General features: G+C 42.5%; 15 protein-coding genes. 13 read left to right on the plus strand and 2 right to left on the minus strand.

Features of this window, described 5'->3' with window-relative positions:
* Nucleotide 1: 1 nt before the first annotated feature.
* From V470_00655 to V470_00675, 5 genes are all read left to right on the plus strand, one after another.
* The gene (locus tag V470_00655; GenBank protein ID AHZ46966.1) at nt 2-913 is read left to right on the plus strand and encodes a membrane protein; all 912 of its coding nucleotides are present in this window, start codon (nt 2-4) and stop codon (nt 911-913) included.
* 84 nt (nt 914-997) lie between these two features.
* Nucleotides 998-1,696: a 2,3,4,5-tetrahydropyridine-2,6-carboxylate N-succinyltransferase gene (locus V470_00660; GenBank protein AHZ46967.1), complete on the plus strand. Its 699-nt coding sequence runs from the start codon at nt 998-1,000 to the stop codon at nt 1,694-1,696.
* Nucleotides 1,697-1,757: 61 nt separating this feature from the next.
* Nucleotides 1,758-2,888 carry an N-acetyldiaminopimelate deacetylase gene (locus V470_00665; protein ID AHZ46968.1) on the plus strand — a complete coding sequence of 377 codons (1,131 nt, stop codon included), beginning with the start codon at nt 1,758-1,760 and terminating at the stop codon, nt 2,886-2,888.
* A gap of 11 nt (nt 2,889-2,899) precedes the next feature.
* Nucleotides 2,900-3,439, plus strand: coding sequence for a 5-formyltetrahydrofolate cyclo-ligase (locus V470_00670; protein AHZ46969.1), 540 nt, complete (start codon nt 2,900-2,902; stop codon nt 3,437-3,439).
* On the plus strand, nt 3,423-4,103 hold the full coding sequence (locus tag V470_00675; protein ID AHZ46970.1) for a peptidase C54: 681 nt from the start codon (nt 3,423-3,425) through the stop codon (nt 4,101-4,103). The genes V470_00670 and V470_00675 overlap by 17 nt, the downstream gene beginning before the upstream one ends.
* Nucleotides 4,104-4,223: 120 nt before the next feature.
* Here V470_00675 and V470_00680 read toward each other — a convergent pair whose 3' ends face one another.
* Together V470_00680 and V470_00685 are read right to left on the minus strand one after the other, a co-directional pair.
* Entirely contained in the window at nt 4,224-5,123 is a 900-nt protein-coding gene (locus tag V470_00680) for a UTP--glucose-1-phosphate uridylyltransferase (GenBank protein AHZ46971.1), read from the minus strand.
* 21 nt (nt 5,124-5,144) lie between these two features.
* On the minus strand, nt 5,145-6,161 hold the full coding sequence (locus V470_00685) for a glycerol-3-phosphate dehydrogenase (protein ID AHZ46972.1): 1,017 nt from the start codon (nt 6,159-6,161) through the stop codon (nt 5,145-5,147).
* A gap of 206 nt (nt 6,162-6,367) precedes the next feature.
* Between V470_00685 and V470_00690 the strand changes: the two genes are divergently transcribed.
* The 8 genes from V470_00690 to srlA all read left to right on the plus strand — a co-directional run bounded on the left by V470_00690 (nt 6,368) and on the right by srlA (nt 16,101).
* The gene (locus tag V470_00690; GenBank protein ID AHZ46973.1) at nt 6,368-8,074 is read left to right on the plus strand and encodes a multidrug ABC transporter ATP-binding protein; all 1,707 of its coding nucleotides are present in this window, start codon (nt 6,368-6,370) and stop codon (nt 8,072-8,074) included.
* A gap of 1 nt (nt 8,075) precedes the next feature.
* Nucleotides 8,076-9,842: a multidrug ABC transporter permease gene (locus tag V470_00695; protein ID AHZ46974.1), complete on the plus strand. Its 1,767-nt coding sequence runs from the start codon at nt 8,076-8,078 to the stop codon at nt 9,840-9,842.
* Nucleotides 9,843-9,981: 139 nt separating this feature from the next.
* Nucleotides 9,982-10,671 carry a gamma-glutamyl hydrolase gene (locus tag V470_00700; GenBank protein ID AHZ46975.1) on the plus strand — a complete coding sequence of 230 codons (690 nt, stop codon included), beginning with the start codon at nt 9,982-9,984 and terminating at the stop codon, nt 10,669-10,671.
* Nucleotides 10,672-10,839: 168 nt separating this feature from the next.
* Nucleotides 10,840-12,189, plus strand: a complete 1,350-nt coding sequence (pgi, locus tag V470_00705) for a glucose-6-phosphate isomerase (GenBank protein AHZ46976.1) — start codon at nt 10,840-10,842, stop codon at nt 12,187-12,189.
* Nucleotides 12,190-12,372: 183 nt separating this feature from the next.
* Nucleotides 12,373-13,173: a sorbitol-6-phosphate 2-dehydrogenase gene (locus V470_00710; GenBank protein AHZ46977.1), complete on the plus strand. Its 801-nt coding sequence runs from the start codon at nt 12,373-12,375 to the stop codon at nt 13,171-13,173.
* A 23-nt stretch (nt 13,174-13,196) separates the two neighbouring features.
* Nucleotides 13,197-15,062 (plus strand): regulator, encoded by a 1,866-nt coding sequence (locus tag V470_00715; GenBank protein AHZ46978.1) that lies wholly within the window; start codon nt 13,197-13,199, stop codon nt 15,060-15,062.
* Nucleotides 15,062-15,559, plus strand: coding sequence for a transcriptional regulator (locus V470_00720; GenBank protein ID AHZ46979.1), 498 nt, complete (start codon nt 15,062-15,064; stop codon nt 15,557-15,559). The genes V470_00715 and V470_00720 overlap by 1 nt, the downstream gene beginning before the upstream one ends.
* Nucleotides 15,556-16,101 (plus strand): PTS system glucitol/sorbitol-specific transporter subunit IIC, encoded by a 546-nt coding sequence (srlA, locus tag V470_00725; protein ID AHZ46980.1) that lies wholly within the window; start codon nt 15,556-15,558, stop codon nt 16,099-16,101. Before V470_00720 ends, srlA begins: the two co-directional genes overlap by 4 nt.
* Nucleotides 16,102-16,109: the final 8 nt, after the last annotated feature.

The following is a 16,109-nucleotide window of genomic DNA, read 5'->3' on the forward strand; positions in this document are numbered from 1 at the left end:
TATGAATCATTATCAGAAAAAGATTGTTAAGGGAACACTATACTCGCTACTCTCAGGCCTAATCTGGGGGATCTGTGGGATTTTAGGAGAGTATTTTTTCACTCATTATCCAGTGTCTTCTGGATGGATTACTTCTATGCGTTTACTGGTAGCGGGGAGTTTGGTTTTAGGCTTATCGGCCTTTCAGTTGCGCACTCGATTATTGGATATCTGGCGTGATAAGAAAAATTATCTACCTTTTTTAGCCTATGCTATTCTAGGTATTTTTTCTGTGCAGTTTTTCTTCTATCTCTGCGTTGAGTATTCCAATGCGACGACGGCGACCATTTTGCAATTTATCAGCCCCGTTTTTATTTTGTTTTACAATCGCATTGTCTACCAGAAGAAGGCTTCGATTACAGCTGTGTTCTATGTTTTGATTGCCATGCTAGGTGTTTTTTTGATGGCTACAAAAGGGGATTTGTCCCAGTTATCCATGACACCTTTGGCTCTAGTGACAGGTTTGCTCAGTGCAGTAGGGGTCATGTTTAATGTTATCCTTCCCCAACGCTTTGCACGGCGCTACGGATTTGTTCCGACTGTTGGTTGGGGGATGATTCTGGCAGGTCTCTTTAGTAATTTCCTCTACCCTATTTATCGGATAAGTTTTCAAGTGGATCTGGTAAGTGTGCTGATTTGTCTGACGATTGCCGTGTTTGGTACTGCTTTTGCCTTCTTCCTATCTATGAAGGCTGTGTCACTCGTTTCCCCGCTGGTTGTATCGGTTGTGAGTGCTAGCGAACCGCTTTCTTCAGCTTTATTAAGTGTTCTTTTTCTGGGATTGGTCATGGATGGTTTTTTGGCCTTGGCTATGGTGTTGATTATCGTTCCGATGATTTTTTTATCTGTAGAAGAAGCAAAACAAGCCAGGTAAAGATGATTATTTGATAGTTGAGGCTTCAAATTTGAAGCCTTTTTTGGTAGAATAGGTATCATTATAACGAACCAGGAGGCACCTATGACTGCTACAAAAATGAACGCTCAAGAAATTATCCAATTTATCGCCAATGCGGAAAAGAAAACCAGTGTCAAAGTAACTTTTGAGGGAGAACTTGCAACTGCTGTGCCAAGCTCTGTTGTCAAACTAGGAAATGTTTTATTCGGAGACTGGAAGGACGTGGCTCCGCTTCTTGAAGGTTTGGTAGAAAATCAAGATTACGTTGTCGAGCAAGATGCTCGTAATTCTGCAGTTCCTTTGTTAGATAAACGTGCTATCAATGCTCGTATCGAGCCAGGTGCTATTATCCGTGACCAGGTTGAAATTGGTGACAATGCTGTTATCATGATGGGAGCTGTTATCAATATCGGTGCTGAAATCGGTGCTGGAACCATGATTGACATGGGTGCCATCCTTGGAGGTCGTGCTATCGTTGGGAAAAACAGTCACGTTGGTGCAGGTGCAGTTTTGGCAGGTGTGATTGAGCCAGCTAGCGCTGAACCAGTCCGTGTCGGAGACAATGTTCTTATCGGTGCCAATGCAGTGGTTATCGAAGGAGTTCAAATCGGCAGTGGTTCAGTTGTCGCAGCAGGAGCTATTGTTACCCAGGATGTCCCAGAAAACGTGGTAGTGGCAGGTGTTCCGGCTCGTATCATCAAAGAAATTGATGCCCAAACCCAACAAAAAACAGCGCTTGAGGATGCGCTTCGTACCTTGTAAAAATAAAAAGAGGCGGATACTTCTTCCAGCCTCTTTCTTCTATCAAAAGGAGGATCGATAGATGTTAGATTTGATTCAGACTAGACGAGATTTACACCAGATTCCAGAGATTGGCTTGGAGGAATTCAAGACTCAGGCTTATTTGCTGGATGTGATTGAGAAATTGACTACGGGCAAGGATTTTGTTCAAATTCGTACTTGGCGAACAGGGATTTTGGTCTACCTGCAGGGAAGTCAGCCGGAGCGAACCATTGGTTGGCGAACAGACATTGATGGTCTGCCTATTGTCGAACAAACAGGTCTACCTTTTGCTTCTCAACACCAAGGTCGCATGCATGCCTGTGGCCATGATTTTCATATGACCATTGCCTTGGGCTGTCTCGAGCGTGCTCTTGAGGAACAACCCAAGAATAATCTGCTTTTTCTGTTTCAACCTGCTGAAGAAAATGAAGCTGGTGGTATGCTCATGTATGAGGATGGTGCTTTTGGAGATTGGTTGCCAGACCAGTTTTATGGTCTCCATGTTCGTCCGGATCTGAAGGTTGGACAGATTGCGACCAACACCCATACGCTCTTTGCAGGGACTTGTGAGGTGAAGATTCGTTTCAAAGGAAAAGGTGGGCACGCAGCCTTCCCGCATGAAGCCAATGACGCCTTGGTGGCGGCTAGTTACTTTGTAACCCAGGTGCAGTCAGTTGTCAGCCGCAATGTCAACCCAATCGAGGGAGCGGTGGTGACCTTTGGCCTTTTCCAAGCTGGAACAACCAACAATGTCATTACAGACACAGCATTTTTACACGGAACCATTCGCGCTTTGACTCAAGACATGAGCCTCTTGGTGCAAAAAAGAGTCAAGACTGTCGCAGAAGGGGTTGCAGCAGCCTTTGATATGGAAGTCGAAGTAGAACTCAAGCAAGGAGGCTACCTACCTGTTGAGAACAATCCAGCCTTGGCGCGTGAACTGATGGACTTTTTTGAAGAGAAAGACGGAATCGAGTTGATTGATATCGAGCCTGCTATGACTGGTGAGGACTTTGGTTATCTCCTTTCGAAGGTAGATGGCGTTATGTTCTGGCTAGGTATCGATAGTCCCTACGCCCTTCATCACCCTCAGATGAGTCCTGAGGAAGAAGCCATAGCCATTGGGGTAGATGTAGTCTCTAGTTTCTTAAAAAAGAAGGCAGCAGAGTAGAGGAATTGTCTATGAAAGCAGAACTACGCAAGAAAATTTTGCAAGAAATGAAGACTCTATCTCAGGAGCAAAAACAGGCTATGGATCGAGTTTTAACTGAACGATTTTTAAAGCATCCCTTTTACCAAGAAGCTAAGGTCATCGCAACCTATCTCTCCTTCCCTCATGAATTTCAAACGCAGGAACTGATTGAGCAGGCGCTGAAGGACGGCAAGAAGGTTTTGATACCCAAAACCTATCCCAAGGGGCGCATGGAGTTTGTGGTCTATAATCCGCAGCAGTTGGCAAAAACTTCCTTTGGTTTACTGGAACCGCAAGGAGACTTGGAAGTGGTGGAACCGTCTCAGATTGATTTAATTCATGTTCCGGGTTTGGCTTTTACAACAGAGGGCTATCGGATCGGATATGGTGGAGGATATTATGACCGCTATCTGGAACATTTTGCTGGGCATACCATGAGTACAATCTATCCTTGTCAAGTTCAGGAGTTTAACTCGGAAGACCATGATATTGCCGTCCAGGAGGTGCTAATAGATGAAAGAAATCTTTGATAAACGTTATCCTGTGACTAGTTTTTTTCTCCTAGTGACAGCATTGGTATTTCTCTTGATGTTGGTTCTTACAGGTTTAAATTTTGAACGAGCAGATACCTTACTTCAGTTTGGAGCCATGTATGGACCGATCATTCGTTTGTTTCCCGAGCAGATATGGCGCCTTTTTTCGGCTATATTTGTACATATCGGTTGGGAACATTTCATTGTCAATATGATTTCACTCTACTTTCTTGGACGACAGGTGGAGGAGATTTTCGGTTCTAAGCAATTCTTCTTTCTCTATCTCTTATCAGGAATGATGGGCAATCTCTTTGTTTTTGCTTTCACGCCGAAAGTTGTAGCAGCAGGAGCGTCCACTTCTCTTTACGGACTATTTGCTGCGATTATCGTCTTGCGTTACGCAACTCGCAACCCCTATATCCAGCAGTTGGGGCAATCCTATCTGACACTTTTCGTGATAAATATCATTGGAAGTGTTCTGATTCCAGGAATCAGCCTAGCAGGCCATATCGGAGGTGCAGTAGGCGGTGCCTTTCTAGCAGTCATCTTCCCAGTTAAATGGGAGAGAAGGATGTACAGTACCAGCCAGCGAATCGGAGCAACTGTACTTTTTATTGCACTAGCCGTTTTCCTTTGCTATAAGGGAATGAACTATGTGTAGGGGGGATAGTTAAATGCGAGCACCGATTCGGTTGCTAATAAGTCATCTGCAAAGATGGCTTTTTTTATTGCAAGCTTCAACAAAAAAACAAAGCCCTTATTTAAGAGCTTTGTTTTTCTTCTATTCCTCCTCAGCTAACTCTTTTCCGAGTTGGATGAGGTAGTCTTTCAAGTCGTCTTTAACTTGGGGGTGTTTGAGAGCGTAGTCGATGGAGGTTTTCATAAAGCCAAACTTGTCTCCAACATCGTAACGAGCCCCTTTGAACTCACGAGCAAATACACGTTGTGTTTTATTGAGGGTATCGATTGCATCTGTCAGCTGAATTTCATTTCCTGCACCTGGAGCTTGGTTTTCGAGGATTTGGAAAATTTCAGGAGTGAGGAGGTAGCGCCCGATGATAGCAAGGTCGCTAGGAGCATCCTCTGGCGCAGGTTTTTCAACGAAGGTTTCAACGCTATAAAGGCCGTCTTTTCCTTCGCCTTGCGGAGCAATAACCCCATAAGCAGATACTTCGTCGTGTGGGACTGGCATGACAGCGATAGTAGAGGCGTGGGTACGCTCGTAGTCATCCATGAGTTGTTTGGTAAGTGGAACAGCCTTTTCGTCCGTGATATCCATCAAGTCATCACCAAGCATAACGACAAAAGGTTCATTTCCGACGAAAGCTTTGGCTTGCAAGACAGCATCTCCGAGACCACGTGGATGTGTTTGACGGATAAAATGCAGGCGCATGCCAGTTGTTTCATCAACTAGCTTCAGAAGATCTGTTTTCCCTTTTTCTTTGAGGTTGTATTCCAATTCGAAGTTTGAGTCGAAGTGGTCCTCGATGGAACGTTTTGACTTACCCGTAACAACCAAGATATCTTCGATACCAGATTTGAGAGCTTCTTCAACGATAAACTGGATAGTGGGCTTGTCTACGATTGGCAACATTTCCTTGGCCAAGGCCTTAGTTGCTGGGAGGAAACGAGTTCCCAATCCAGCGGCAGGGATGACTGCTTTTCTGACTTTTTGTTTCATGATGTTCCTTTCTATAAGGGTCTATGACCATTCGTTTTCTGCTTTAAATTCATTGCTCATGATGTCAGTGATTGCTTCTTTGATATTGACACCTTCGTAGATCACTCGGTAAATAGCCTGTGTGATTGGCATGTAGACACCCAATTCCTGAGCTAGTTCGTAAGCTGCTCGAGTTGTTGAGATTCCTTCGATGACCATGCCCATGTTTGCTTCGATGTCTGCGAGGGATTCTCCACGACCGAGAGCATCACCAGCTCTCCAGTTACGAGAGTGGACAGATGTCCCCGTTACAATCAAATCTCCAACTCCAGAAAGACCGCTATAAGTCAGAGGATTAGCTCCCAGAGCGACCCCTAGACGGGTGATTTCAGCCAAGCCACGGGCAATGATAGCCGCCTTGGCATTGTCGCCAAATCCTAGACCATGTAGTGCTCCAGCGCCAACTGCGATAATGTTTTTGAGAGCACCAGCGGTTTCAACTCCGATAACATCCGTATTAGTATAGAGACGGAAGTAGTGATTGCTAAAGAGATTTTGGACGTACTGGGCCGTTTCAAGGTCTTTAGAGGCTGCAGTGATCAAAGTAATATCCCGCACAATAGTTTCCTCAGCATGGCTAGGTCCTGAAACAACGACGACTTCACTACGGAGATCGACTGGAATTTCCTCTTCAATAATAGTTGATAGACGTTTGTGGCTATCTGGTTCCAATCCTTTGGAGGCATGCATGATGACAACCTTGTGATCAAGCACCTTTGCTACTTGTTGGGCAACCAGTCTCGTTACTTTTGTTGGGACCACAAATAAAACAGCATCCACATCCTTTAGTGTTTCTTCCAAGTCATGATAGGCTTTGATTTTTTCGTCGAGTAGGATATCTTTGAAGTAGCGTTTGTTTGTATGTTGGTTATTGATTTCATCAATTTGGTCAGAAATATTTCCCCAAATTCGAACCTCGTGTCCATTGTCGTTTAGGACCTGCGAAAGGGCAGTTCCCCAAGAACCAGGACCCAAGACAGCGATGGTTTGTTTCTTCATCTTTTCCTCCTTGTAAGAGTTCTTCCTTTCATTTTACCATAAAAAGCCTTTTCATGCATCACCTGTAGATGAAAGCGCACTAATTTATAATAAGGAGACTTCTTTGACAAGATGCCTCTTTTTTGCTAGAATAGCATCAATATGAACGAATGAGAAGGAGCTGACGCAGGATGTCGCTCCCTTTATCTATTTTATTAGGAGGAAATATGCTCATTAAAAAAATAAAAACCTATAAATGGCAGGCCTTGGCATCCTTAATGATGACAGGCTTGATGGTTGCGAGTTCGCTCTTGCAACCGCGCTATTTGCAAGAGGTGTTAGAGGCTTTGCTGGCCGGTCAAAATGAGGCTATTTATAGTATTGGCGCTTGGCTGATAGGAGTAGCCCTAGTCGGTCTGGTTGCAGGTGGGGTCAATGTAACACTTGCAGCCTACATTGCTCAAGGAGTGTCTTCGGACCTTCGTGAAGACGCTTTTCGCAAGATCCAGACTTTTTCTTATGCCAATATCGAGCAATTCAATGCGGGGAACCTTGTCGTCCGTATGACCAATGATATCAACCAAATTCAGAACGTGGTGATGATGGCTTTTCAAATTCTCTTCCGTCTCCCTCTTCTCTTTATCGGTTCCTTTATCTTGGCGGTTCACACTCTTCCGTCACTTTGGTGGGTGATTGTCCTCATGGTGCTCCTAATCTTTGCACTAACTGCTATCATGATGGGAATGATGGGGCCACGATTTGCTAAGTTTCAAACCCTTCTTGAACGGATCAATGCTATCGCCAAGGAAAATCTACGTGGTGTGCGCGTAGTCAAATCCTTTGTACAAGAAAAAGCACAATTTACCAAATTTACCGAGGTTTCAGATGAACTTCTCGGCCAAAATCTTTATATCGGTTATGCCTTCTCAGTTATAGAACCCGTTATGATGCTAGTCGGCTATGGAGCGGTCTTCCTCTCTATCTGGTTGGTGGCAGGCATGGCTCAGTCAGATCCGTCTGTAGTGGGCTCGATTGCTTCCTTTATCAACTATCTCAGCCAGATTATCTTTACCATCATTATGGTTGGATTTTTAGGAAATTCTGTCAGCCGTGCCATGATTTCCTTACGTCGTATTCGCGAAATTCTAGATACCGAGCCAGCGATGACCTTTAAAGATCTTCCAGATGAAGAGTTAGAAGGAAGTCTCTCTTTTGAAAATGTGACCTTCACCTATCCTAATGATGATGAGCCTATGCTGAAGAATGTAACCTTTGAAATTGCGCCTGGTCAGATGGTCGGTGTGGTTGGGGCTACTGGAGCAGGGAAGTCCACCCTAGCTCAGTTAATTCCACGACTTTTTGATCCACAGGAGGGATCTATCAAGATTGGTGGCAAGGATATTCGAGACGTCAGCGAGGGAACCTTACGTAAAACAGTTTCCATTGTCTTGCAACGTGCTATTCTCTTTAGCGGAACCATTGCAGATAATCTTCGTCAAGGGAAAGGCAATGCCAGCGTGTCAGAAATGGAACGTGCAGCACGGATTGCCCAAGCCAGTGAATTTATCGGGCGCATGGAAAACAAATTTGAGAGTCAGGTCGAAGAACGAGGCACCAATTTTTCTGGTGGACAAAAACAACGGATGTCCATTGCCCGTGGGATTGTCAGCAATCCCCGTATCCTGATTTTTGACGATTCGACTTCAGCCTTGGATGCTAAGTCAGAGAGACTCGTGCAGGAAGCTTTGAACAAAGACCTGAAAGGGACAACAACCATTATCATCGCTCAAAAGATCAGTTCAGTCGTCCATGCGGACAAGATTTTGGTCTTGGATCAAGGGCGTTTGATTGGAGAAGGACGGCATGCAGATTTGGTAGCTAACAATGCCGTCTACCGCGAAATCTACGAAACACAAAAGGGAAAGGAGGAATAAAATGAAAACCGTTCGATTTTTCTGGAATTATTTTAAAGTTTACAAGTTCTCCTTTGTCATTGTGATTCTGATGGTTGCAGTTGCGACGATTGCCCAATCCCTCTTTCCTGTTTTTTCAGGTCAAGCAGTAACAGAGCTCGCTAACCTAGTGCTGGCTTATCAAAATGGAACTTCCGAACTAGCCTGGCAGAGTTTATCAGCTCTGATGCTGAATCTAGCTCTGGTTGTCCTTGCCTTAGTGGTATCCAGTTTGATTTACATGACCTTGATGACCCGTGTGATTGCTGAGTCAACAAATGAGATGCGTAAGGGCCTCTTTGGCAAACTGTCTCGTTTAACGGTTTCTTTCTTTGACCGCCATCAGGATGGTGACATCCTCTCTCGCTTTACGAGTGACTTGGATAACATCCTTCAAGCCTTCAATGAAAGCTTAGTTCAGGTTATGAGCAATATTGCTCTTTACATCGGTTTGATTTTTGTCATGTTTTCAAGAAATGTGACGCTATCCCTGATAACAGTAGCCAGCACCCCAGTGGCCTTTCTCATGTTGGTCTTCATTGTGAAAATGGCCCGTAAGTACACTAATCTCCAGCAAAAAGAGGTAGGGAAACTCAACGCCTACATGGACGAGAGTATTTCTGGACAGAAAGCTGTTATCGTACAAGGAATTCAAGATGACATCGTAGCAGGCTTTGTGGAGCAAAATGAGCGCGTGCGCAAGGCAACCTTTAAAGGGAGAATGTTCTCAGGCATCCTGTTTCCTGTTATGAATGGGATGAGCTTGGTCAATACGGCCATCGTTATTTTTGCAGGTTCTGCGGTCTTGCTGAATGATCCAAGTATCGAAACAACGACAGCCCTAGGTTTGATCGTTATGTTTACCCAATTTTCTCAGCAGTACTACCAGCCGATTATCCAGGTGGCTGCGAGTTGGGGGAGTCTCCAGTTGGCCTTTACTGGGGCGGATCGTATCCAAGAAATGTTTGATGCAGAAGAAGAGATTCGCCCACAAAATGCGCCTGCCTTTACGGAATTGCGAGAAGGTGTTGAAATCAGTCACATTGATTTCTCTTATGTGCCAGACAAGCCGATTTTAAAAGATGTTAGCATTTCAGCTCCTAAGGGGCAGATGATAGCAGTTGTTGGTCCGACTGGTTCAGGGAAAACGACCATCATGAACCTCATCAATCGTTTCTACGATGTGGATGCAGGCAGGATTTGCTTTGATGGCAAAGACATCCGTGACTACGACTTGGACAGCCTGCGGAGCAAGGTCGGGATTGTCCTGCAGGATTCGGTCTTGTTTAGTGGAACGATCCGAGACAATATCCGTTTTGGTGTGCCAGATGCCAGTCAGGAAATGGTCGAAGCAGCTGCCAAGGCAACTCATATTCATGACTATATCGAAAGCTTGCCTGATAAGTATGATACCCTTATTGATGATGAGCAAAATATCTTCTCGACTGGTCAGAAACAATTGATTTCCATCGCTCGGACCTTGATGACAGATCCTCAAGTCCTAATTTTAGATGAAGCGACTTCCAATGTGGATACCGTAACAGAAAGCAAGATTCAACATGCCATGGAGGCAGTTGTAGCAGGACGAACCAGTTTTGTCATTGCCCATCGTCTCAAGACCATCCTCAATGCCGATCAGATTATTGTCCTCAAAGATGGAGAGGTTATTGAACGTGGAAATCATCACGAGTTGCTCAAACTCGGTGGCTTCTACTCAGAACTCTATCACAATCAATTTGTCTTCGAATAAGAAAGAAGTTGTCCTCGTTGGGCAGCTTTTTCTTGTCCATAAAAAATACTTATCACGGTCTTTAAAAAAACATATTAGACAGGAAAGGGGTGGAGTGATAAGATAAGACTGTCGCAAGAAAATCGAAAGGAGACACATCATGGCTAGAACGGTTGTAGGAGTTGCTGCAAATCTATGTCCTGTAGATGCAGAAGGGAAAAACATTCACTCATCTGTATCCTGTAAATTTGCAGAGAGCATTCGTCAAGTCGGCGGTCTTCCTTTAGTAATTCCTGTAGGGGATGAGACCATTGTGCGCGATTATGTAGAAATGATTGACAAACTCATCTTGACAGGTGGGCAAAATGTCCATCCTCAGTTTTATGGAGAGAAAAAGACCATTGAGAGCGATGATTACAACCTTGTACGCGATGAGTTTGAACTAGCCCTCTTGAAAGAAGCGCTCCGTCAGAATAAACCAATTATGGCAATCTGTCGTGGGGTTCAGCTTGTCAATGTTGCTTTTGGCGGCACTCTCCACCAAGAAATTGAAGGCCACTGGCAAGGCTTGCCTTTTGGAACATCTCATTCTATTGAGACGGTAGAAGGGAGTGTGGTGGCTAAGTTGTTTGGCAAAGAAAGTCAGGTCAACTCAGTTCATCGTCAAAGTATCAAAGACCTGGCACCTAATTTCCGTGTGACAGCGGTGGACCCTCGCGACCAGACGGTGGAAGCGATTGAGTCTATCGACGAGCATCGTATCATTGGTTTACAGTGGCACCCAGAGTTCCTGGTCAATGAAGAAGACGGCAATTTAGAACTATTTGAGTATTTATTAAATGAATTGTAACGGTTAGAGCCTCTAGCCGTTTTTATTCGTCCTTTCAGATTTTTTATATTTTAGCAAATTTACGCAAACGTTTGAATTCTGATAAAAATTGGGCAAAATCAATAAAAAAACTTGAAAAAATCTAAGGTAAGGGTTATGATAGAAGAGAAGAAATTTTGGAGGAATATTATGTCACATATTAAATTTGATTATTCAAAAGTATTAGATAAATTTGTTGCACCACATGAACTAGATTATATGCAGCCTCAAGTGACTGCAGCAGATTCTGCTCTGAGAAATGGTACAGGTCCTGGGGCAGAAATGACTGGCTGGTTGAACTTACCTGAAGAATATGACAAAGATGAATTTGCTCGTATTCAAAAGGCTGCTGCTAAAATCCAATCTGATAGTGAGGTATTGATCGTAATCGGTATTGGTGGTTCCTATTTAGGAGCTCGTGCAGCTATTGATTTCTTGAATAATTCATTTGTAAACTTGCAAAGAAAGGAAGAACGCAAGGCACCTCAGATCCTCTATGCTGGAAACTCTATCTCTTCAAGCTATTTGGCTGATTTGGTAGACTATGTATCAGACAAAGATTTCTCAGTAAACGTGATTTCTAAATCAGGTACAACAACTGAACCGGCTATTGCTTTCCGTGTCTTCAAAGAACTCTTGGTTAAGAAGTACGGTCAAGAAGAAGCTAACCAACGTATCTACGCAACTACAGACCGCGCTAAAGGTGCAGTTAAAGTTGAAGCAGATGCTAATGGCTGGGATACTTTTGTAGTGCCTGATAGTGTAGGTGGTCGTTTTACAGTATTGACAGCAGTGGGGCTCTTGCCAATCGCAGCTGCAGGAGCTGATATCAGCAAGTTAATGGAAGGAGCAAATGCTGCTCGCAAGGCTTATGCTTCTGATAAGTTGGCTGAAAATGAAGCATATCAATATGCAGTTGTACGCAATATCTTGTACCGTAAAGGTTATCTGACAGAAGTTCTAGCTAACTATGAACCATCTCTGCAATACTTCTCTGAGTGGTGGAAGCAACTGGCTGGTGAGTCAGAAGGGAAAGACCAAAAAGGGATTTATCCAACTTCAGCTAACTTCTCAACAGACTTGCACTCTCTGGGACAATTTATCCAGGAAGGTACCCGTATCCTCTTTGAAACAGTTATCCGTGTAGATAAACCTCGCAAAAATGTGCTGATTCCTGAATTGGCAGAAGACTTGGACGGTCTTGGCTACTTGCAAGGAAAAGATGTTGACTTTGTCAATAAAAAAGCTACAGATGGAGTGCTGTTAGCACACACTGATGGTGGAGTTCCAAATATGTTTGTGACACTGCCTGAGCAAGATGAGTTCACTTTGGGCTACACTATTTACTTCTTTGAGTTGGCTATTGCTCTTTCTGGCTACCTGAATGGTATCAATCCATTTGACCAGCCTGGAGTTGAAGCTTATAAGAAAAACATGTTTGCTCTTCTTGGGAAACCAGGCTTTGAAGAGCTGGGTGCTGAGTTGAATGCACGCCTTTGATTCTCATATGCTTTGAGTTCATTTAGAATATAAAAAGATCCACAAGTTCATTTCTTGTGGATTTTTAGTACAAGCCTCTTAATTAGTTTATTATTTTTTTTAAAAGTGTAAAAAAGAGTGTCTTAATTCTTTTATGAAAGCGCTGTATAATTGCCTTGTAAATAAAATTTGAGAGGTATCAAAATGAATGATTGGTTAAACATAAAAGGCAAAACAGTTCTTGTGACTGGCGCGTCATCTGGGATCGGTAAGGCAATCGTTGAAGAATTGCTGGAATTAGGAGTCAATGTAGCGAATTTTGATCTTAGCGACAACGATTTGCGTCACCCGAATCTATTATTTGTAAAAGTTGATGTAACTTCTCGCTCTGAAGTAGAAGAGGGTGTTGCCAAAATAGTTGAAAGATTTGGCAATATTGATGCAGTGGTCAATAATGCAGGGATTAATATCCCTAGATTATTAATCGATGCAGAAAATCCTAAAGGTCCTTACGAATTGGACGATGAGACGTTCGAAAAAGTAACGATGATTAATCAAAAAGGTTTGTATCTGGTTAGTCAGGCAGTGGGACGTATTTTAGTGAAAAATGGAAAAGGTGTAATTGTGAACATGGCTTCAGAAGCAGGCTTGGAAGGTTCTGAAGGACAAAGTGCCTATGCTGCCACAAAAGCAGCAGTCTATAGTTACACTCGTTCATGGGCAAAAGAGCTGGGTAAGCATGGTGTACGTGTGGTTGGAATTGCTCCAGGAATTATGGAAGCTACGGGACTTCGAACTCTTTCTTATGAGGAAGCTCTTGCTTATACCCGTGGAAAGACGGTAGAAGATATTCGAGCTGGTTATGCTTCAACTTCAACAACTCCTTTGGGACGAAGTGGTAAACTACGGGAAGTAGCTGACCTTGTAGCATTCTATATTTCAGACCGTTCTAGCTATATAACTGGAGTCACTACAAATATTGCCGGAGGGAAAACTCGCGGTTAAAAAAATGAAGGTGAGGAAGAGAGTTGACCATAGTAAATCGATGGTATAATATTTTAGAAAAAATGGTCTCACAGCCAACTTATTCCTTGGTAGATATGCGCTCAGAGCTGGATATTAGTATGCAAACCTTGCAAAAGAGTATCCAACAATTAAATGATGTTTTGGCTCCGAGTATCCAGATTATCTCACAAGATGATCAGTTAATGTTAGAGGTGTATGACTATACTGAGTTGGAAAGGATTTTATCTGGTAGTTTAAAACGGGAGAGTGACTTCAATTCTTCCAGTAAAAGAATTGCCTATTTACTAAAACGTTTAATTGAGTCAACCTCCCCTCTTCTTATTGACGACTTGGCTGAGGAAGCAGGTGTTAGTAGAAGTACCCTTAATAAGGATTTAAAACAAGTAAAATCTTTGGCAGAGAGTTACTCTATCACTATTTCAGGAAAGCCCAACCGTGGGCTGGAGGTCTTGGGGTCCGAGCTGAATTTGCGCTTGCTCTATATTCACCAAGTGGCCCCTTACTTTGAAGGAAAGACACTCACCGAGGCAACATCTTCTTTTCTGGAGACGCTACTCCAGGAGTATAAAATCCCGAAAGAAACAAAGGAACTCCTTCGAAAGACAATTTCAATTATGGTGGAGCGTATTCATGCATCTAGGGTGTTGAGTTGCCCTATTCCTTACTATAGGAATGATTTAACAGAGACACCTTTGGTTGAAAAATTAATCTATCATATTGAGATGACTTATAAGATTTCCCTCAGTCAGTTTGAGATAGACTTTTTGTGTTTTCCGTTTAATATCCGTTTTATTGACACTTTAAGCAAGCCGTCTTATCAATCTGAACAGCTTGCAAACATTTTTCAAGGGATTGTCAAGAAAGTCAAAGAAACAATGTTGGTTAACTTTGATGATGAAGAATTATTTGAAGAAATCAAGTCTCATCTAGGCTCCTTAATCAATCGACTGATTTTCCATGTGCAAGCTAATGATATATTCCATGGCGAGGTTCAAACTCAATATCCTTTTGCTTTTGAAATGGCGAAAATTGCTGGAGAAGAACTATCTGCAATTTTTGGTTCTGAATTGGAATTATCTGAAATCGGATATCTGGCTTTGTATTTTGAAATGATTTTAAGAAAGCAAAACTCTGTTGTAAATGGTTCTCGCAAGCAGATAGCTGTAGTTTGCACAACAGGAAGAGGAACTGCTGCGATGATTATTCAGCAACTCAGACGAATTCTTGGAAATGATGTAGACATTACTCAGTATTCTGAAGAGGATTTTAATCTGGATTTGAATCAGGACTATTTCGCGATTTTTACGACAGTTCCTCTAAAATATAAAGATTCTAAATCTCCAGTCATTCAAGTTAATCATCTTTTTGATGATCAATGGCTGCAGGAAGAATGGCAGAGGGCCAATGCTTTTCATCAAAAAAATCTAGAAACAGTCAGCTTACGTTTTCTTCGTTTGACTCCCCAAAAAACCTATCAGCAATACTTGCTAAATATGGTTGCAGAGTTAGAGAAACTTCAGATGATTGATGAAGGTTTTAGAAATCGGATAATTGATAGGGATAAAAAACAATCAACCATTTTTGGTGGAGGAATTGCCTTCCCCCATACAATTAACCAGGGTTATGCAAAGACTATTTTAATGTTTGGAAAGCTAGAAGAGCCTTATCAAAAAGGAGATGATTGGATTGAATTTATCTTTCTAGTCGCCATTCCCTCAGAAATTGAAAGCAAAATGGAGAGTGAATTGCTGGAATTGTATGACGACATTTTTCGAATTGCAGGAGAGCCTTCTCTAAAAGAAGCATTGAGGGCTGTAGAAACAGAGACAGAGTTTCTATCATTTTCTAAGAGCAAAGGAGTATTTTAATGAATTCGCTAATAATTTTCGCTGTATTTGTCATGGCAGCTTATATATTTCAAATGTTCCTCGGCTGGCAGCAACTCAAAGACTTCAATAAGACCTATACGATGCTCCGAAAACTGGGGCGCGTAGCGATTGGCAGGAAGTCCGGAAGAATCAAATCCGGTACGATTGTCATGTTCGCGGTTGATGAAAACGGTCGGGTTCTTAAAGCTAGCAAAATGCAAGGAGTCACAATCTTAGCACGTTTTCAAAATATGGACGATTATGTTGGAGAAGACATCCATTATTTTGACAAGTATAATCCTCTTGTGAGAAAAGAAAATAAGTTGATGCAATCAGCCATAGAAGATGCTAGAAAAGTCTATCTTTGGAATGAGGCAGGTATTGAGAAAGAGACAAGTTCATCTGATTCTTTTCTGGGATTCGGCTTTTATGCGAATTACTTACAATTATCTATTAAACAGTTATTTAAAAAAAATAAGAAAGGGAGTTCCTTATGAATCACATTACAAATTTTGCAGAGAGTTTTATGAAACTCTTCCAATTAGGTGGAGAAACCTTTATTAGCTGGATGACAAATATTGTACCGCTTGTCTTAATGCTATTGATTGCAATGAATACCCTTATCGCTTTCTTGGGAGAAGAGAAGGTCAATTCCCTGGCTAAGATTTCTGCCAAAAATCCTGTTAGCCGGTATATGATTTTACCTTTCATTTCTGCCTTTATGCTGGGGAATCCGATGGCAATCAGTATGGGACGTTTCTTACCAGAATATTATAAACCTAGTTTTGTAGCAGCTCAGATGCAGTTCTGCCATACTTCAAATGGTGTATTTCCACATATCAATCCTGGGGAATTATTTGTATGGATGGGAATTGCGACAGGAATTCAAACTTTAGGTTTAAGTCAAATGGACTTAGCCATTCGTTACATGCTTGTTGGGCTTGTCATGAACTTTGTAGGTGGTTGGGTAACCGATTTTACAACTGCTTATGTAGCAAAACAGCAAGGTGTTACCTTGAGTAAAACATTTGATTTATAGAAAGAGTG

Origin of the sequence: Streptococcus sp. VT 162 (assembly GCA_000688775.2) — a bacterium.
GTDB lineage: Bacteria > Bacillota > Bacilli > Lactobacillales > Streptococcaceae > Streptococcus.